General features: G+C 32.9%; 18 protein-coding genes and 1 pseudogene. 14 read left to right on the forward strand and 5 right to left on the reverse strand.

Going from position 1 to position 19,402, the window contains the following annotated elements; translation table 11 throughout:
• The 5 genes and pseudogenes from ACTHW2_RS03380 to ACTHW2_RS03400 all read left to right on the forward strand — a co-directional run.
• Positions 1-272, forward strand: a pseudogene (locus ACTHW2_RS03380) (hypothetical protein); the annotation flags it as partial.
• A complete protein-coding gene (locus ACTHW2_RS03385; protein WP_442262323.1) occupies positions 250-1,170 on the forward strand; it encodes a SufB/SufD family protein in 921 nt (306 codons plus the stop codon). The pseudogene ACTHW2_RS03380 and the gene ACTHW2_RS03385, both read left to right, overlap by 23 nt.
• A 30-nt stretch (positions 1,171-1,200) precedes the next feature.
• The gene (locus ACTHW2_RS03390) at positions 1,201-2,118 is read left to right on the forward strand and encodes a carbon-nitrogen hydrolase family protein (RefSeq protein ID WP_442262324.1); all 918 of its coding nucleotides are present in this window, start codon (positions 1,201-1,203) and stop codon (positions 2,116-2,118) included.
• Positions 2,119-2,731: 613 nt separating this feature from the next.
• Complete coding sequence (locus ACTHW2_RS03395; protein WP_442262325.1) at positions 2,732-4,414, forward strand: hydantoinase/oxoprolinase family protein; 1,683 nt, start codon at positions 2,732-2,734, stop codon at positions 4,412-4,414.
• Positions 4,404-5,708 carry a histone deacetylase family protein gene (locus ACTHW2_RS03400; protein WP_442262326.1) on the forward strand — a complete coding sequence of 435 codons (1,305 nt, stop codon included), beginning with the start codon at positions 4,404-4,406 and terminating at the stop codon, positions 5,706-5,708. The genes ACTHW2_RS03395 and ACTHW2_RS03400 overlap by 11 nt, the downstream gene beginning before the upstream one ends.
• A gap of 111 nt (positions 5,709-5,819) precedes the next feature.
• Here the strand turns inward: ACTHW2_RS03400 and ACTHW2_RS03405 are convergent, their stop codons facing one another.
• From ACTHW2_RS03405 to ACTHW2_RS03415, 3 genes are all read right to left on the reverse strand, one after another.
• Positions 5,820-6,701 carry a peptidyl-prolyl cis-trans isomerase gene (locus ACTHW2_RS03405; protein ID WP_442262327.1) on the reverse strand — a complete coding sequence of 294 codons (882 nt, stop codon included), beginning with the start codon at positions 6,699-6,701 and terminating at the stop codon, positions 5,820-5,822.
• A gap of 127 nt (positions 6,702-6,828) precedes the next feature.
• The gene (locus ACTHW2_RS03410; protein WP_442262328.1) at positions 6,829-9,507 is read right to left on the reverse strand and encodes a calcium-translocating P-type ATPase, SERCA-type; all 2,679 of its coding nucleotides are present in this window, start codon (positions 9,505-9,507) and stop codon (positions 6,829-6,831) included.
• A gap of 208 nt (positions 9,508-9,715) precedes the next feature.
• The gene (locus tag ACTHW2_RS03415; RefSeq protein WP_442262329.1) at positions 9,716-10,660 is read right to left on the reverse strand and encodes a calcium/sodium antiporter; all 945 of its coding nucleotides are present in this window, start codon (positions 10,658-10,660) and stop codon (positions 9,716-9,718) included.
• Positions 10,661-10,822: 162 nt separating this feature from the next.
• Here ACTHW2_RS03415 and ACTHW2_RS03420 point away from each other — a divergent pair, with 162 nt between their 5' ends.
• The 9 genes from ACTHW2_RS03420 to ACTHW2_RS03460 all read left to right on the forward strand — a co-directional run bounded on the left by ACTHW2_RS03420 (position 10,823) and on the right by ACTHW2_RS03460 (position 18,645).
• Positions 10,823-11,617 carry an MBL fold metallo-hydrolase gene (locus ACTHW2_RS03420; protein WP_442262330.1) on the forward strand — a complete coding sequence of 265 codons (795 nt, stop codon included), beginning with the start codon at positions 10,823-10,825 and terminating at the stop codon, positions 11,615-11,617.
• Positions 11,618-11,628: 11 nt separating this feature from the next.
• Positions 11,629-12,765: a serine protease HtrA gene (gene htrA / locus ACTHW2_RS03425; protein ID WP_442262331.1), complete on the forward strand. Its 1,137-nt coding sequence runs from the start codon at positions 11,629-11,631 to the stop codon at positions 12,763-12,765.
• Positions 12,766-12,774: 9 nt separating this feature from the next.
• A complete protein-coding gene (surE, locus tag ACTHW2_RS03430; protein WP_442262332.1) occupies positions 12,775-13,527 on the forward strand; it encodes a 5'/3'-nucleotidase SurE in 753 nt (250 codons plus the stop codon).
• A 73-nt stretch (positions 13,528-13,600) separates the two neighbouring features.
• The gene (gene tpx, locus ACTHW2_RS03435; RefSeq protein ID WP_442262333.1) at positions 13,601-14,116 is read left to right on the forward strand and encodes a thiol peroxidase; all 516 of its coding nucleotides are present in this window, start codon (positions 13,601-13,603) and stop codon (positions 14,114-14,116) included.
• Positions 14,117-14,339: 223 nt separating this feature from the next.
• A complete protein-coding gene (locus tag ACTHW2_RS03440) occupies positions 14,340-15,461 on the forward strand; it encodes a betaine/proline/choline family ABC transporter ATP-binding protein (RefSeq protein ID WP_442262334.1) in 1,122 nt (373 codons plus the stop codon).
• Positions 15,458-16,099, forward strand: a complete 642-nt coding sequence (locus tag ACTHW2_RS03445; protein WP_442262335.1) for an ABC transporter permease — start codon at positions 15,458-15,460, stop codon at positions 16,097-16,099. The genes ACTHW2_RS03440 and ACTHW2_RS03445 overlap by 4 nt, the downstream gene beginning before the upstream one ends.
• Before the next feature lies 1 nt (position 16,100).
• Positions 16,101-16,700 (forward strand): ABC transporter permease, encoded by a 600-nt coding sequence (locus ACTHW2_RS03450; protein WP_442262336.1) that lies wholly within the window; start codon positions 16,101-16,103, stop codon positions 16,698-16,700.
• An 18-nt stretch (positions 16,701-16,718) separates the two neighbouring features.
• Complete coding sequence (locus tag ACTHW2_RS03455) at positions 16,719-17,651, forward strand: glycine betaine ABC transporter substrate-binding protein (RefSeq protein WP_442262337.1); 933 nt, start codon at positions 16,719-16,721, stop codon at positions 17,649-17,651.
• Positions 17,652-17,682: 31 nt separating this feature from the next.
• Positions 17,683-18,645, forward strand: a complete 963-nt coding sequence (locus ACTHW2_RS03460) for an alpha/beta hydrolase fold domain-containing protein (protein ID WP_442262338.1) — start codon at positions 17,683-17,685, stop codon at positions 18,643-18,645.
• Positions 18,646-18,696: 51 nt separating this feature from the next.
• Here ACTHW2_RS03460 and ACTHW2_RS03465 read toward each other — a convergent pair whose 3' ends face one another.
• Complete coding sequence (locus tag ACTHW2_RS03465) at positions 18,697-18,858, reverse strand: cation:proton antiporter regulatory subunit (protein ID WP_442262339.1); 162 nt, start codon at positions 18,856-18,858, stop codon at positions 18,697-18,699.
• Positions 18,807-19,298 (reverse strand): GntR family transcriptional regulator, encoded by a 492-nt coding sequence (locus tag ACTHW2_RS03470; RefSeq protein WP_442262340.1) that lies wholly within the window; start codon positions 19,296-19,298, stop codon positions 18,807-18,809. The genes ACTHW2_RS03465 and ACTHW2_RS03470 overlap by 52 nt, the downstream gene beginning before the upstream one ends.
• Positions 19,299-19,402 lie beyond the last annotated feature (104 nt).

Consider the following 19,402-nt stretch of genomic DNA (forward strand, 5'->3'; position numbering starts at 1 on the left):
AGGCTGGTATTGACCTATGGAGTTTTCAAAAGCTTACAGAAACATTTCAAAACTTAAATGAAAAGTATGATATGACTATTGTTATCATATCCCACCAAGAGCGTATTTTAAAACTGGCAGATGAAGTTATACTAGTTAAAGATGGTGGAATAAGTGAAATAACTGGACAAGAAAAGATTTTAGATGAAATAAAGCATTTAGATGACAAATGTCGTTGTAAAAGTGCTTGTGAGATAGGAGGTAAATCAAATGACATTGAGTGTATTAGATAAAAAAATATTAGAAGAAGTTGCAGATTTACATGAGGTGCCTCAAGGGGCCTATAATATAAGAAAAAATGGTGCAGGTGCTGGGAGAAACACTACAGCCAATATAGATATAATAACTAAGGAAGATAAGCCTGGGATAGATGTAGTAATAAAGCCTGGAACTAAGGGTGAAAGTGTCCACATACCGGTTATTCTTTCCCAAAGTTTTGATGATATGGTTTATAATACCTTTGAAGTTGGTGAGGATTCAGATGTCTTGATAGTTGCAGGATGCGGGATTCATAATACTACTAGCAAAAAGGCCCAACATGATGGGATCCATACCTTTTATGTTCGTAAAGGTGCAAGGATGAAGTATGTAGAAAAACACTATGGTGAAGGAGATGGAAGTGGGGAAAGAGTTTTAAATCCTCAAACCATTATAGAGGTTGAAGAAGGTGGACTAGCTGAAATAGAGATGGTTCAGATAAAAGGAGTAGATAGGACTAAGAGAGATACTGATGTAGTTCTTCATAAAGACGCTAGGTTAATCGTAACAGAAAGGCTTCTTACAGATAGGGATCAAGAAGCTGAGTCAAATATCTTAGTTGATCTAAGGGGGGAAAACTCTACAGCCCAAATCATTTCAAGATCTGTTGCCCAAGATGACTCTAAACAAGTCTTCCATTTAACTATGAGAGGATATGCTGAGTGTAGGGGTCATATACAATGTGATTCAATCATAATGGACAATGGACAGGTATCTTCAGTTCCTGAAGTTAGCGCCTTTCATTCAAATGCAGCTCTTATACACGAGGCTACTATTGGAAGGATTGCATCTGACCAACTTACTAAGCTTATGACTTTAGGACTGACTGAAGAAGAAGCAGAAGATACAATATTACAAGGATTTTTAAAGTAGGAAAAATATAAATGGTGGGGAGATAAGAGTATGGAAAATAAAGTAAAAGTATCAGTTATTCAAGATTCACCAGTGTTATTTGATCTTGAAGCGACTATGGAAAAAACTATTGAACTAACTAAAAAGGCAGCTAGTCAAGGATCAAAACTTGTAGTTTTTCCTGAGAGTTTTATACCTTGCTATCCTAGGGGACTTACCTTTGGTATGGTTATAGGAAGTAGAACAAAGGAAGGAAGAGAAGACTATCAAAGATACTATGATAATTCTGTAGCTGTTCCTGGTCCAGAAATAGATAGATTAGCAGAACTATCTAAGGAGTTAGATATCTATATATCTATAGGAGTTACTGAAAAAAATGGACATGGCCTAGATGGAACACTCCATTGCACAAACCTATTCTTTGGACCAGAGGGATATTTAGGAAGACATAGAAAATTAAAGCCTACAGCTGGAGAAAGAGTTATATGGGGTGAAGATGATGGGTCTACCCTTACAGTAGTAGATACTCCTTATGGTAAGATGGGTTCACTTATATGTTGGGAAAACTATATGCCCCTAGCTAGGATGGCTATGTATCTTAAGGGAGTAAATCTATATATAGTACCAACAGCAGATCAAAGGGAAGTTTACCAAGCAACCCTTAGACATATTGCCTTTGAAGGAAGATGTTTTGTAATTATGAGCAACCAATATGTAGAAAAGTCAATGTATCCAACTGACTTAAAATACTATTCTGATCTTGAAAACGAACCTGAAGTTATGAGTAGGGGAGGAAGCTGTATTATAAATCCTTATGGGGAATATGTGGCAGGTCCCTTATTTGATGAAGCTGGAATACTAACAGCTGAAATAGACTTGGATGAAATAGTACAATCAAAGTTTGACTGGGACCCAGTAGGCCACTATAACAGACCAGAAATATTTGACTTTAAGGTAAATGAGAAATAAAAGATAGAATGAATATAGGATATAAAAATAGCACCCATAATAGGTGCTATTTTTGTGCCTAAACTTATGAAGGACCTCAACTCTGTCATCCTGAGTGAAACGAAGGATCTTAGGACCAAAAGAAAGATTCTTCGGCAGGCTCCCCTAAAGGGACTAGGGAAAACCATCCGTCGCAGAATGACAGACATAGAAGACTGCAACCCTGTTATCCTGAATGAACATATGAAGGACCTCAACTCTGTCATCCTGAGTGAAACGAAGGATCTTAGGTCTAGAAGAAAGATTCTTCGCTCAGCTCAGAATGACAGACACAAAGGTAGACAAGCTTCTCTGATATTTGAAGTAAAGCTTTTAATTCTGTCATCCTGAGTGAAACGAAGGACCTTAGGACCAAAAGAAAGATTCTTCGCTACACTCAGAATGACAGGAAAGCAGACTCCAACTCTGTCATCCTGAGTGAAACGAAGGACCTTAGGACCAAAAGAAAGATTCTTCGCTACACTCAGAATGACAAAAATCAATAAATATAGGCTTTATACTTATAAACTTGATATATACTCTCTTTTAAGGATACAATAAGAGTAGAAACTTATACAAAAAGGAGGGACTTATCTTGATTATAGGTCTTGATATGGGAGGGACCCATATAGATGGAGTTATAATAAAAGATGATAGGGTAATAAAAACTATTAAAAAGCCTACAGATAAAAGTGATTTATTTACTTCTATTTGGACGGCTTTAAAAGAGTTGTTAGAAGATCAAAATAAAGATCATATCCAAAGGATAAATCTTTCTACTACTATATCTACAAATGCTATTGTAGAAGATAAGACGTCTAAGGTAGGTATGGTTATTCAATCGGGGCCAGGCTTAAAAAGCGACTTATCTTGCGGTGATGAAAATGCTTTTATTTCTGGATATGTAGACCATAGGGGTGTAGTAGTTAAGGAAATAGATATGGAAGAGATATCCCAGGCTAGAAAAGAGTTTAAAGATGGAGCTATAGAAGCCTGTGCTGTAGTTAGTAAGTTTTCTACTAGAAACCCAGAAAATGAGTTTAAAATTGGTGAACTTTTAAAGGAAGACTTTGAACAAGTAACGCTAGGACACAGTATGTCAGGTAAGCTTAATTTTCCAAGAAGAGTTTTTACTTCATATTTAAACTCAGCTGTCCATAGTACCTTTAAAGACTTTGCAGAAAATATAAAAAAGTCTTTAGAAAGAGAGGGAATTCATGCACCTATATTTATCTTAAAAGCTGATGGTGGAACTATGGATCTTAAAACTGCTAGGGATAGGCCGGTTGAAACTATACTTTCAGGGCCAGCTGCAAGTTTTACTGGGATAAGTTCCTTGCTTGATACAAAGGAAGATTCTATTTTACTAGATGTGGGAGGTACGACTACAGATATATTTTTCTTGGTAGATGGGGTGCCACTATTTGAGCCCTTAGGTGCTAAGATTTCAAAATATAAGACCCTTGTTAGGGCTATCTATAGTGTATCAATAGGTTTGGGTGGTGATAGTTCTATAAGTATAGAAGATAAAGACATACAAATAGGCCCTAAGAGAAAAGGTAGGCCTTATGCCTTTGGGGGACCCCTCCCTACGCCTACAGATGCTATGATACACCTAGGTTTGATAAAGGAACAAGGTGATGATTCTAAAAAAAGGGCAGGAGAAGCTATGAAGATTTTGGCAGATCCTTTAAATATAAGTTCTAAGGAGATAGCAGAAAAGATACTTGACCAGATGGGTGATATGATAAAGGATAAAACAGATAGCCTACTTGTAGGGATAAATAGTAAACCTGTATATACGGTTAAAGAACTACTTCATGGTAAAAAGATAAGACCAGAGTCTATATATATAATAGGTGGTCCTGCCAACCTACTAGCCCCTATACTAGAGGAAAAATATAAACTACCAGTTTCTTATCCAAAGAACTATCAAGTTGCAAATGCAGTGGGAGCAGCTCTTGCCAAGCCTACTATAGAGATAACAATGCTAGTAGATACAGCCCAGGGTATATTATCAGTTTCTGAACTAGGTATATATGAAAAAATTCCTAAGGGCTATTCTTTAGAGGAAGCTAAAAAAAGGGCTAAAGAGCTGCTGAAGGATGCTGTTATATCTATGGGGACTAAGGAAGAAAATATAGAAAGTGAAATAATAGAAGCTAGCAGTTTTAACATGGTAGGAGGGTTTTTTACAAAGGGAAAAAACATTAGAGTCAAAGCACAAATAAAACCTGGACATATTTTAAAACTAAGGAGTGGTGATTATGAAGGCTAAGAATAAATTAGGATTGGTATTTTTTCCTGCTTTTGATTGGGCTATTAGTCCAACTCATCCAGAGAGGGAGGAAAGGCTCCTTTATACCCAGGATCAAATCTTTGAAGAAGGAATAGAGGATATAGAAGGCATAGAAATGTTTAACCCTATTATAGCTACTGAAAAGGATATACAAAGGGTGCATTTTTGCGTTCCAGATGTTATGTCTAGATTAACTGAATCACACTTTATTTCAGTTGGAGGTGCTATTAAGGCTTCCCAAGCTGTGATGGAAGGTGAAGTCGATAAATCCTTTGCTTTAATTAGACCACCAGGCCACCATGCTCATAGGGTTGTATATGGGGATAGAGGGTTTTGCGTAGTAAATGTTGAAGCAGTCATGCTTGAGAGAATGAGGGAGGAGTTTGGGCCTCTCAAGGTAGCTATAGTTGATACAGATTGCCACCATGGTGATGGAACCGAAGATATTTATTGGAATGACCCAGATACCTTGTTTATATCCTTTCATCAAGACGGAAGAACTCTCTTTCCTGGAACTGGCTTTATAGATGATCTTGGAGGTCCTTCAGCCTATGGATACAATGTAAATATTCCTCTACCGCCTCATACTGGGGAAGAAGGATTTTTATATGTTCTAGAAAATGTTGTTATGCCAATATTAGATGATTATAAGCCAGATATTATAATTAACTCTGCAGGACAAGATAACCACTATACAGATCCTATAACTAATATGAACTTTACAGCCCAGGGCTATGCTAAGCTTAACCATATACTGGATCCAGATATAGCTGTTTTAGAGGGAGGCTATTCTATAGAAGGGGCCCTTCCCTATATGAACCTAGGTATTATACTTGCTATGGCTGGGCTAGACTATTCTAATGTATATGAACCAGACTATGATAAGGAAAAGTTAAAACAATCTAAGGATATTGCTGAACATATTAAAAGGGTATCAGAAGTGGTTTTAAATAAATGGAAGAATAAAGATAAATTAGCCAAAGAAAAATTTAAGGGAGTAGAAATAGTTCAAAAATCCAAGCAAATCTACTATGACACAGATGGTATATTAGAAAACCAAGTACAGCATTTTAAGAGATGTGATAAATGCTCTGGTATAAACTGGATCGAGTCAAAAGCTGACAATGGTTACAATATACTTGCTATAACCATACCAAGGGATGGATGTTCTTCTTGTGTAGATGAGGGATATAGCATGTATAAAAATGGAGATAGCAAATTTACTAATATATATCTTCAAGATAAGGCAAATGATAAATATTTAAAAGGGTAAATGTTAAAGAAGGTTAAATATAAGTATAAATACAAACATATAATATATAAATTACAATAAAAAAGATGAAACTCTTTCCAGAGTTTCATCTTTTTAAGTATTTTAACTAGGTTAATTATTTAGATTATTAGTTATTTCGTATTCTTCAGCCTTTTTTGTATACCACTCTTGGAAAGCTGGTTCCATTTTTTCTTCTGATATTACAACTTTTATAGTGTCTTTAATATCTTCTAAACTTTGTACTTCTTCTTCTTTTTTCTCATTAACCACTATGACATGGTAACCATGTTCAGTTTTAATAGGTTCACTTATTTCTCCAACTTCTAGGTCAAAAGCTGCTTTGTCAAATTCTTCTACCATTTGACCTCTACCAAAGAATCCTAGATTTCCGCCTTGATCTTTAGTCCCAGTATCCTCAGAGTGTTCCTTTGCAAGTTCTCCAATATCTTCTCCATCATCTAGTTTTTTCTTTATATCTTTAGCTAAGTCTTCATCTTTTACAAGTACATGGCTAGCATTTACTTGTTCTTTTTGAGTGAATTTATCTTTATTTTTTTCATAATACTCTTTAATTTCATCATCAGTAACTTTTACATCATCACCTAAAAGTTTTTCAATAGAAAGTTTTTCTTCTATCTGATCTTTAATATCTTCTTCTGTTAGATTAGAAGCTGCCATAGCTTGTTCTAGTCCTTCTTTTCCGCCATATTGTTCAGCCATAAGGTCAAACTCTTCATCTATTTCTTTAGAATCTACTTTTATATCTTCTTTTTCTATCTCTAATTCAATTATTTTTTCACTGATTAGTGAATTTAAAGTTGGTTCTCCATATTGTCTAGCCATTGCCTCATTTAATTCATCACGAGTTATTTCTACATCATCAACTTTTCCTACAACTTCCTTATCTCCACCACTATCACATGCAGTAAGTGCTAAAGAGAAAAGTAAAATAGCCATTAGTGCTATATATTTTCCTTTTCTTAAAAACTTCATATAATCATTACCCCTTTATTATTTATTTAGATTTAATATTAGTAAATCTTTACCTTATATATAAATATAACACAAATGAGAAGATTAATTGTGTTATATTTATGTAAAATTGTTTTTATTATCTAGTTTATCTCTTTATAAACTTGAATACTTCTCCTACTATAAGCGGTATAAATGCAAATGTAAGAACTATTCTCCAATCTTCAAAACCCATAGGGAAGGTATCAAATATAGGTTGTAAAAATGGTATATATATTACTGCAATTGTTAGTGCAAATGAAAAGAGAGTTCCATATACTAAACTCTTATTTGAAAATAGTCCTATTTCAAATATAGTATGAGTTCGAGATCTAGTAGAATATGATCTTAAAAGTTCTGCAAGTATAAGCGTTGTAAATGCTATTGTACGAGCTTCTTCAATCCTTTCTGGATAGAAGTTTAGTGCAATTAAATAAGCTGAAAGTGTAGCTCCTCCTATAGCAATACTTTGAACTATTATTCTACTTACAATACTTTTGTTTAAAAGAGGTTCTTTAGGATCTCTTGGTTTCTTTTCCATAACATCAGGATCCCCTTTTTCCATCCCTAGTGCCAAGGCTGGGAAACTATCTGTCACTAGATTTAGCCATAATAGTTGTATAGGTAAAAGTGGAACAGGTAGTCCTGCAAGTATACTTGTAAATATAAGCAGTATCTCACCAATATTACATGAAAGTAAGAAGTAAACAAATTTTCTTATATTATCATATATAACTCTTCCTTCTTCAACAGCAGAAACTATACTAGAGAAGTTATCATCTGTAAGTATAAGTTCAGCTGTATTTTTAGCAACGTCTGTACCTGTTATACCCATTGATACTCCAATGTCAGCCTTTTTAAGTGCTGGTGCATCATTTACACCGTCACCTGTCATTGCTGCAACATTCCCATTTGCTTTTAAGGCTTCAACAATTCTAACTTTATGGTCAGGTGAAACTCTTGCAAATACTTTTGTAAATTTAACTTTCTTTTGAAGTTCTTTATCATCTAAACTATCTAAATCTTTACCAGTTATTGCTTCAGATTCTTTTTCAGCCATACCCAGTTGTTTTGCTATTGCGAAAGCTGTCTCTTTATAATCACCTGTTATCATGATAGTTTTAACTCCAGCTTTTTTACATTTTTCTATAGCATCTTTTGCTTCAGGTCTTGCAGGGTCTATCATTCCAACAAGTCCTACAAAGGTCATCTTGCTTTCAATATCTTCTTTTTTAAAGTCTCTAGGTAGTGCCGGATAATCTTTATATGCAAAAGCAAGTACTCTTAAAGCATCTTTTGAAAACTTACTATTCATATCCAGGGCTTCTTTTTTCAGCTTAGAATCAAATGGTACTGGCCTACCCTTTATACTTATATGTGAACATTTATCTATTATTATATCTGGAGCACCTTTTGTAAATGAGACTATCTTTTCTGGCAAATATTTCTCATGGAAAGTAGTCATCATTTTTCTATCACTATCAAAAGGAATCTCTTCAACTCTAGGATATTTTTTATTGATACCTTTTTTACTTATCCCAGCTTTTGTTCCAAGTGTTATAAGTGAACCTTCTGTTGGATCTCCTATAACCTTATAAGAGTTTTCTGTTTTTTCTATTTCAGCATCATTTGCAAGTGTTGCAATAGATACTAGTGTTTTTAAATCTGGTATAGAACTATAATCTATATTTTTATCATCTAATTTAAAGTCACCTTCAGGTGAATAACCAGTTCCAGATACATCAAATACTGTTTTATCTGCATATGCTTTTACTACTGTCATTTCGTTTTGAGTTAAGGTTCCTGTTTTATCAGAACATATTACAGTAGTAGACCCTAGAGTCTCAACGGCAAGAAGTTTTTTAACTATAGCATGTCGCTTTACCATTCTATTCATCCCAAGTGCTAAAACTATAGTAACTATAGCTGGAAGTCCCTCGGGAATAGCTGCAACTGCAAGTGATATTGAGATCATAAGCATATCCAAAACACCTTCACCTTGCAAGAGACCTACTCCAAAAACTATGGCACATATTATTATGGTCGTGATACCTAGAACTTTTCCAAGGCCATTTAGTTGCTTTTGTAGAGGTGTTATCTCCCCATCAGAAGTTTGTATAGCAGTAGCTATCCTACCTATTTCAGTATCATGAGATGTGGCAACAACTACTGCCTTTGCCCTACCATAGGTTATAACTGTACTCATATAGCCCATGTTTTTTCTATCACCTAAAGATACTTCACTAGAATACTGTTCATTACTATCTTTTTCTACTGGTACTGACTCTCCTGTAAGAGAGGCTTCTTCTACTTTTAAGTTAGAACTTTCAATAAATCTTAAATCAGCAGGTATAATATCACCTGCATCAAGAAGTACTATATCTCCCGGAACTAGAGTACTTGCTTTTACAGTTGATGTTTTTCCATTCCTTATAACTTTAGCTGTGGGAGAAGACATCTTTTTTAATGCATCTAAACTTTTTTCCGCCTTACCTTCTTGATAAACACCTAAAAATGCATTTAATACAACTATAGCTATTATAACTATAGCATCAGTACTTTCGCCTACAAAAACTGATATGATTGCAGCGGCAATAAGTATAAGCACTAAAAAGTCTGCAAACTGTGCAAGAACTCTAGAAAGTAAACTTTTCTTTTTTTCTTCTTTTAATGTGTTTGGACCATGCTTTTCAATGAGGGTATCTACTCTCTTTGTAGATAGCCCTTCTTCTAAATCTGTTTGAAGTTTCTTTAGTAGATTTTCTTTATCTTCCATATACCATTTCATCCTGTATCCTCCTTTGTTAAGATAGTATTACCATTTTAGAGATTTAAAAACAAAAAAGACCCTTGTTTAGAGTACTTAACTAAACAAAGGTCTTGCTTCCTATAGTAGGTAATTAGCCGGGACTTTTCCGTATTGACGACTAACTAATTTGTAAGCTACTCCCCTTCATATCTAAACATAGTATATACTAAAAAAAATATAATATCAATCAAAATAAACTAATAATATAAATTAAATAAGATGAAGAAAGAAGAAGGCCTGTAAGCCTTCCAATTTTTTTATGAAATATTCCTGGTAGTATAAATATAATCATAAATAAGAGGGCAACCGGTATATCCATATTGATACTTGAAGGCATTACTATAAGACCAGTAGGATTTACAATAGCTGAGACTCCAATAACTAGTGTTATATTTAATATATTGGCCCCAATTATATTACTAACAGATATATCTGGCTTATATTTTAAGGTAGCACTTAAAGAAGCAGTAAGTTCAGGTAGGGATGTTCCAAGTGCCAGGAGTGTAAGACTTATAACTTTTTTAGGGATTCTAAATAAGTTTGCTATTTCTACACCTGTATTTACTAATATATCAGCTCCATATATGATTAGAAATCCGCCAACTAAAAATTTGAATATATTTACTCCCAAATTTACTCCTATCTTTTGCAAGTCTATTTTTTTACGAGGCTTTTTACTTTTATTTGGGTTATAAAAATTTAATAGCATAAAAGGAATAGTTAAAAGAATGAGTATAAAACCTTCTCCTTTAGATATGAGTCCATCTGATGCAAAAAAATAAAACAAAGACATAAAAATAAGCATCATAAAGGCCTTATTATCAAACTTAGAGTCTTCTATTTTTATAGGTCTAATAATGACACAAATAGAGATGACAATAGCTATATTACAAATAATAGAACCCATTGCGTTACCAATGGCCATTTCTGAAAAGCCATCTTTACTTGCTAGGGTAGATACAAAAAACTCTGGAAGAGCTGTAGCAAAGCTTATAAGTGTTGCACCTATAAGTCCCATAGATGCTCCAGTTAGCTCGCCAAGCCATATAGCAGAATCTACAAACCAGTCTCCACCTTTTAAAATCATAATAAGACCTGCAGCAAATAAAATATATATCAAATAGTTAGCCATACTACTCCTCCTAAATCATGAAAGAAACCTGCCTATATATATTTATATAAAAAAATAGTTTTTTTATGACTTAATCAAGGAGGAAAAGCTATTATTAATTGACATAAGACTTATATTAATAGATAATTCAAAGGTAAGTATTAGATTGGGAGGAAGGATATAATGGGAATTAAATTTTGTTCACTATCAAGCGGTAGTAGTGGCAATTGTCAATATATAGAAACAGATAGTTCAAAGATTATAGTAGATAGTGGTTTTAGTGGTAAGAGGACTAAGGAGCTTTTAAACTCAATAGATGTAGATCCAAAAGATTTAGATGCTATACTTGTAACCCATGAACATCTAGATCATATAAAGGGTGTTGGTGTATTATCTAGAAGATATGACCTACCTATATATGCAAATGGACAAACATGGTCAGGTATGGAAACAAAGATTGGTGATATAAAGGAAAAGAATATAAAAATATTTTCTACAGAAAAGTTTTTTGACCTTAAAGATTTAAGTATTTATCCAATAACAACATTTCATGATGCTAATGAACCTGTAGGATACATATTATTCTATAAGGGAGTAAAGATAAGTATAATAACAGATACAGGATTTATCAGTAAAAATATAGTAGAAAAGGTAAAGGATTCTGATTTATACTTTTTAGAATCAAACCATGATGAGTTTATGTTAAAGGAAGGACTTTATCCATGGCACTTAAAAAGAAGGATACTAAGTTCAAAGGGGCATCTTTCAAATGAAGATGCAGGAAATACACTTACAAGGATACTTAAAGGTGAGGGTGAAAAGGTTATACTTGCCCACTTAAGTAAAGACAATAATGTACCTGAACTTGCTATGGATACGGTTACAGATATTTTAACAAAGGGAGGTTTGGATGTAAAAAAGGATATAGACCTTGGACTTTCATTTAGAGATAAGACGACTTGTGTTTATAAATTTTAAGAGGTGAGATTATGAAAGACTACAATTATGGTAATCCAAATAGAAGACCTAGAAGGGGTATATTTTCCTATCTTATAGTAGCTATAATAGCTGCCATTATAGGAGGAATAATAGCCACTTATATAGCACCAAACTTCTTATATGGCAAGCTAATACCAGTACCTGAAATATATAAAATAGGTAAGAATACAAATACAGGACCTAATATTGAAATCACTCCAAGAGATGATATAGGAGCAGTTTCAGCTGTTGCTAGAAAGGCAATGAGTTCAGTTGTTGGAATTACAACAGTTGTTATACAAAAAGAATGGTTTTGGGAAAGGCCTACAGAAGGTGTAGGTTCTGGAGTTATAGTAGCTAGTGATGGATATATATTAACAAATTCACATGTTATAGGAAATGGGAAAGCTAAGGAAATAAAGGTTTTATTTGAAAATGGAGACAATTTGGATGGAAAAGTTTTATGGTTTGATCAAACCCTTGATTTAGCACTTGTAAAGGTCAATAAAAGTGGCCTACCAGTAGTAGAACTTGGAGACTCTGAAAACCTGGAAGTAGGGGAACTTTCTGTAGCTATAGGAAACCCTTTGGGGCTAGAGTTTCAAAGGTCAGTAACATCTGGAGTAATTTCAGGCCTTAATAGGTCAGTACAATTAGATGAATATAATATGATAGAAGATCTTATCCAAACTGATGCTTCTATAAATCCTGGAAATAGTGGAGGACCTCTTTTAAATGCAAAAGGTGAGGTTATAGGGATAAATACAGCTAAGATTAAATCTGGAGAGGGCTTAGGTTTTTCAATACCTATAAATCTTGTAAAACCTATAATAGCTGAAGTTATAAATAAAGGGAAATTTAACAATGTAAACATAGGATTTAGAGGAGTAGAGGTGGAAATCTATGAAAGACAAACTGGCTCGGACTTAGGAGTTGAAAATGGTATTGTTTTATTAGAAATAATTCCAAAGTCAGCAGCTCAAAAATCAGATCTAAAAGCATTAGATGTTTTAACATCAATAAATGGGAAAAAATTAGATTCTATGTCTTCTTTAAAAAAAGAACTATATAGATATAAAAAAGGTGATAAGGCAATTTTATCTATAATAAGAAATGGAAAGAAAAAAGAGATAGAGATAAAATTTTAGGAGGAATATATGAGAATTCTACTGACAAATGACGATGGAATAATGGCAGAAGGGATACAGGTTTTAGCAAAAGAGTTAGAAAAGGAACATGAAGTTATAATAATAGCACCAGATAGTGAAAGAAGTGCTCAAAGCCAGGCTATAACTATATCCAGTCCTCTAACAGTAAAAGAAATACACTTTGAAGGACTTAGATGTAAATCCTATAGCGTTTCGGGAACACCTGCAGACTGTGTAAGAGTAGGCTTTGACAAACTTATAAAAGACGAAGTAGATATGGTAGTATCTGGTACAAATAGAGGCTTAAATGCCGGTATGGATATACTTTATTCAGGAACTGTTTCAGCTGCAATAGAGGCAAATATGTATAAGAAACCATCTCTTGCAGTTTCTGCAAAGGTAAAGGATGGGAAATGCAGATTTGATTTAGCAGCCGAGTATGCTTGCAAGGTAATAGAAAAAACAAAGGACCAACACAAGTATTCAAATCTACTTTTAAATGTAAATGTACCTTTTATAGAAAAGCCAAAAGGGATGAAGGTATGTAGAATAGGTGATCAAATGCTTGACTACTATGAAATGAAAACTTCTAAAGAGGGAAAAGTTACTTTGGAAGTTGAAGGTAGAAACAAAATAGAGTATAAAAGAGGAACAGATAGATATTTTTTAAATGATGGATATATTACAATAACGCCTCTACACTATGACCTAACAAATTTTGAGTTATTAGATAGGGTAGATGAATGGATGACTGAATCTTAATAGTATTATCATAAGTTTAAAATCTTTCAGCTAGGGTAAAACATTTATAAGCGAACACGAAAGGATGATGAATATGGTAAAGACAAGAAAAGGCATAGTAACTATGGGAGGTAATCCTTTAACTCTAGAAGGTGAAGAGATAAAAGTAGGAGATACAGCACCAAAATTTACAGCTTCTAATAACGATTTATCAGAGTTTTCATCGGAAAGTTTACAAGGTAAAGTAAGAGTATTTTCAGTTGTACCTTCTTTAGATACTAAGGTATGTCAAATTCAAACTAACAGATTTAATAAAGAGGCAGCAAATCTTGATGGAGTAGAGGTTGTAACTATATCAGTAGATCTACCATTTGCACAAGCTAGGTTCAAGGAAGAAAATGATATAGAAGATATAAGCTTAGTATCAGACTACAAAGACCGAGACTTTGGTGAAAAATATGGGTTTTTACTAGAGGAAAATAAACTTTTAAGTAGAGGTATTGTAGTTGTAGGTAAGGACAATAAAGTAAAGTATGTAGAGTATGTAAAAGAAGTTACTGATGAGCCCGACTATGAAAAAGCTTTAGAAGAGATTAAAAAATTAGTATAATAATAAATAGTAAATATACAAACAGTTAAAAGAGTGAATAAGGATAATCCTTATTCACTTTTTTAATGCTGATTTTTAATAAAGATACAAAAAAATATAAAATTCGACAAGATGCAACTCATACAAAAGTATAAGTTGCAACTCGCCATAATATATTATATAATATATTATGGCGAAAGAGATGTTTTCAATAGGTATATATAAACTAGAGAGGAATGGAGCTATGATTGTATATGAAAATATAAGTAAAAAATATAATGATTTAACAGTTGTAAACAATATAAGTTTAAAAATCAATGAAGGAGAATTTGTAGTATTGATAGGGCCTTCTGGTTGTGGGAAAACGACTACTTTAAAGATGATAAATAAACTTATCGAGATGAATTCAGGAAATATATATGTTGAAGGTCAAAACATCAACGACCTTGATACTGTTGAACTAAGAAGAAAGATTGGATATGTTATACAGCAGATTGGTTTATTTCCAAATATGACTATAGAAGAAAATATATCAATTGTTCCTAAATTATTAAAATGGAGCAAGGAAGAATGTAATAAAAGAGTACGTGAACTCTTAAAACTAGTAGATATGTCTTATGAAGAAAATGCTCATAAATATCCAAATGAATTAAGTGGTGGACAGCAACAAAGGATTGGAGTACTAAGAGCTCTTGCAGCAGAACCTCCAATAATATTGATGGACGAGCCCTTTGGAGCATTAGACCCTATAACTAGGGACAATTTACAAGATGAATTAAAGATTTTACAGAAAAAACTAAAAAAGACTATAATATTTGTAACCCATGACATGGATGAAGCAGTAAAGATGGCAGATAAGATTGTATTTATGTCAGATGGAAAGATTATTCAAGTAGGTTCTCCAGAAGAAATACTTCAAAATCCGGCTAATTCTATAATTAGTAACTTTATGGGAAAATTATCTAATACAACAAATAGTGATAACTTAACTTGTGAAGATGTAATGAAAAGAAGAGTATTAGTTATAGAAGAAAGCAAAAAAACTCTTGAAAGTATTCAGCTTATGAAAAAAAGAGAACTAAACTCGGCAGTTGTGGTAGATAAAGATGATAAATATAAAGGCGTAGTTACGATTGAAAAGATAAACAGTCATGGTAAGCCTGGTGAGGAAGTTTCAAAGATAATTGATAAGAATGTTCCTACTGTACTTAAGGATTCTAATGCTAAAGAGGCAATAGAGAAGTTATATGAAATTGATGCAGATTTTGTTATTGTTTTAAATGAGGATGAAACAGTAGCTGGTATAATTACAAGAACTAGTATGACAAAAGCCTTAGCTAGTGTTGTATGGGGTGAAGCCAATTGAATATCCTAGATTTTTTTGATATGTATGGAGAAAAACTAGTAAATGCAGTATTAGTCCACTTACAGTATGTATTTATCTCTGTAAGTATTGGCTTTGTAATAGCGCTTATACTTGGAATAATCTTATCTAGAGTACCTGGAATTTCTAATATAGCAATTCCTATTTTAGGCATATTTCAAACTATACCAGGACTTGTATTTATAGGAATATTATTTATGTTTTTAGGAATAAGAGATCTAACTATTATAATAGCACTTTCGATTTATTCCTTGTTTCCAATTCTTAAAAACACATATACCGGTATTATAAATGTAGATGAAAGTTTAAAGGAAGCAGCTCGTGGTTGTGGTATGACTGATTTTCAAATTCTTTATAAAGTAGAACTTCCACTAGCTATGAACTCTATAATCAGTGGATTAAGAATGTCTACAATCTATACAGTCAGCTGGGCAGTATTAGCTGCTATGATAGGTCTTGGAGGTCTTGGAGAATTTATTTATCGTGGGATAGATACAAACAATAATGTACTTATAATAGGTGGAGCTATTCCATCAGCAATTATAGCTATATTGCTTGGACTCCTAATTGATTTTGTAGAAAAAAGAATTACTCCGCGCGGTTTGAAGGAGGGAAGATAATATGGAAATGAGATTTGTCTTGGAACATTTATATTTGGTTAGTATGGCTAGTATATTTACGGTTATTATTGGTTTGTTATTAGGAATTGTTGCCTATATATACAAACCAATAAGCTCTATTGTTCTATGGATGGTAGATATTTTTCAAACTATACCCATACTAGCTCTTTTAGGTGCAATTATGCTTCTATTTGGAGCGTCAAGTACAACGGTAATAATAGGAATAGTAATATATTCTCTTCTTCCTATAGTTAGAAACACATATGTAGGACTTAATAGTATAAGTCCGGCTATAAAAGAAGCAGCAAAGGGAATGGGAATGACAAAAATTCAAAGACTTATTTATGTGGAACTTCAGTTAGCTTTTCCTATGATATTTACGGGTATTAGAATAGCTATAGTAACATCTATCGGAACAGCCGTATTTGGTGCTGTTGTAGGTGGAGGCGGGCTCGGTTCTACAATTAATAGAGCTATATTGATCCAGGATATGTCAACCCTACTTCAAGCTACTTTAGTACTGATGGTTATGGCTATGGTATTTGATTTTGGAATGGCCTATATTGAAAATAGATTAAAGGGTAGTGTAAAAACTAATTAATAATAAAGGAGATGTGTCATGTTTAATTATAAAAAGGGGATTTCATTAAGTGTAGTATTAGTATTATTAGTAGGAATATTAGCAGGCTGTGGTGGAAACGATGATAGTAAGGAAATTGTACTATTAGAAGGACAATTTGCTGAAATAGATATAATAATGCATGCTCTTGGAGATGTATTAGAAGAGAAAACTGATTTAAAGGTAAAATACCATGATTCAATGAACACAGTAGCTGCAGGTGATGCTATGGAAAGAGACGAAGTTGATATATATGTAAGTTATGATGGAACACTTTTAACTACCATACTAGGACATGACCCAAGTGATGTTCCAGAAGGAGAAGAACTATTTGAATTTACAAAAGAAAAAGGAAGTGAAGAAAAAGGACTTACCTTATTAGAAAAGTTTGGATTTGAAAACACCTATGCTCTTGCAGTAAAAGATGAATTTGGAGAAGAAAATAATATTCAAACAATAAGTGATTTAAAACCATATACTGAAGACTTAATATTTGGAGCAGAGCATGAGTTTTTTGATGAAGAAGGAACTATGCGTTTTAAACCTTTCAACAAACATTATGATATAGAGTGGCAAGATAGTAAATCACTAGATATAGGATTGAAATATGCAGCAATAGATAATGAAAATATAGATGTAACAATGGTTTATTCTACAGATGGATTAAACAAAAAGTCAGAGCTTAAGGTATTAGAAGATGATCTTGCTTTCTTCCCAGAATACTATGCTGCATTTTTAATGAGAGATACCTTATTTGAGGAATATGAAGAAGAAGCTCCACAATTAGAAGAAATATTAAAGGCCTTTACTGGTACCTTAGATAATGAAAAAATGGCAGCTATGAACTATGATGTAGATTCTGGGGATAAGACAGTACAGGAAGTAGTAGATGAATTCTTAGAAGAAGAAGGACTATTAGAAAAAGAATATTAAAAAGATCTTCATAAAAGGATGAATAAATATAATGGAAAAAAACAAGCTAGATTCAATTGCTAGAATGACACCAGAAATTAGAGATGTAGTAGAGTTTGAATCAAAGCAAATGAAAGAATTATTAAAAATGGAGTCTATAGATCCCCAAGATCAAGAAGCCTATATACTAACAAGAAAGTATTGGAATGAAGGTGGACCTAAGCTTAAAAAAATAGTGGATGAAAATATAAGAGGACCTCATGGAGATATTTTATTTAGGCTTTACTATCCAAATGAGACGGAGAAAAATAGGTGTATATTATTTATTCATGGCGGGGGGTTTGTAGTAGGAAATATAGATACCCATGATGGAATAATGAGAAGGCTTTCTATAGAAACTGGCGCAGTAGTAGTAGGGATTGATTATAAATTAGCTCCACAATTTAAATTTCCAGTTCCTATTGAAGAATGTATTTTTTTAATTCATCATTTAAGAGAAAATGCTGATAAATATAAAATCGATAAAGATGATATAACATTGGCTGGGGATTCAGCAGGTGCTTATTTAAGTCTTGCTACTGCTATAAATATGAGGGATAAAGAAAAAGATATATCATTTATAAAATCTTTACTACTATATTATGGATCCTTCGGACTAGCAGATTCTATGTCTAAAAGATTGTATGGTGGGTATTGGGATGGTTTAACTATAGAAGCGCTTGATGGATATAGTGATGTATTTACAAAAGAAGAAGATAAAAACAATCCTTATAGAATTTTATTTGATTCTGATTTAACCTTTGGCATACCACCGACATATATAATGGCTTGTGAATTGGATCCCTTGCTAGATGATAGTAAACTCTTATACGAAATTTTAAAAGAACATGGAATGAAAACAGAGTTAAATATAGTAGATGGGGTTATACATGGTTTTCTACATTATAGTAAAAAACTACCCCAATCTCTGGAAACCATAAAGGATTCGGCTAGATTTTATAAAACAAATAAATAATAGATTTATATAGAAAAATAGTATCCTATTTCTACTAGTAGAAATAGGATACTATTTTTCTTCTTTTATAAAAGAGTGTATTGTATCAATAATATTTGTAGCTCCAATTGCAAGGATTATGTCATCCTTTTTAAAATCCATATAAGGACCAGGAGATAGTATTAGACCATCATCTCTTCTAATTCCAACGATAGTAGCTCCAGTGTTTTGCAAAACTTGGAGTCTGAAATAGTTTTACCAATTAAGTGAGAGTTACTGTTTAACTTTACCTCTATTGGATTTATTGGATTAGTGTTTTTAAGCTTATCTGAATAATCTATTATTTTATTAGTTTTATCATTTATTTGTTTTTCTATTTTTTCCTTTTCTTGTTTTAATAAATTTATATCTTTTCTCAATGAAGTTATAGATTCCTTATCGTGATACTTTTCTATAAAGGAATATGATCTTTCAAGAGACTTTATATATACTCCGCTTCCATGTTTAACTTCTACTACGTCCATATCTCTAAGGAGGGCCACAGCCCTTCTAATAGTTTCAGGAGATACATTATACTCTCCTGCTAAAACAGACCTCCCATAAAGCTTTTTAGACTGCTTGAATTCTTCGTTAAAGATTCTAGTAGCAAGATCTAAAGCGATTTTTTTATACATAGGTAAACTTGCCTTTTCAATAATTATCACCTCCTTTATCTATTATAACAATTAACCTGAATTATTCACGAAACTTTAACCTAGCCAAAAAATTAATTATTTAA

The sequence above is a fragment of the Tissierella sp. genome, from assembly GCF_052089545.1.
Classification (GTDB): Bacteria; Bacillota; Clostridia; order Tissierellales; family Tissierellaceae; genus Tissierella_A.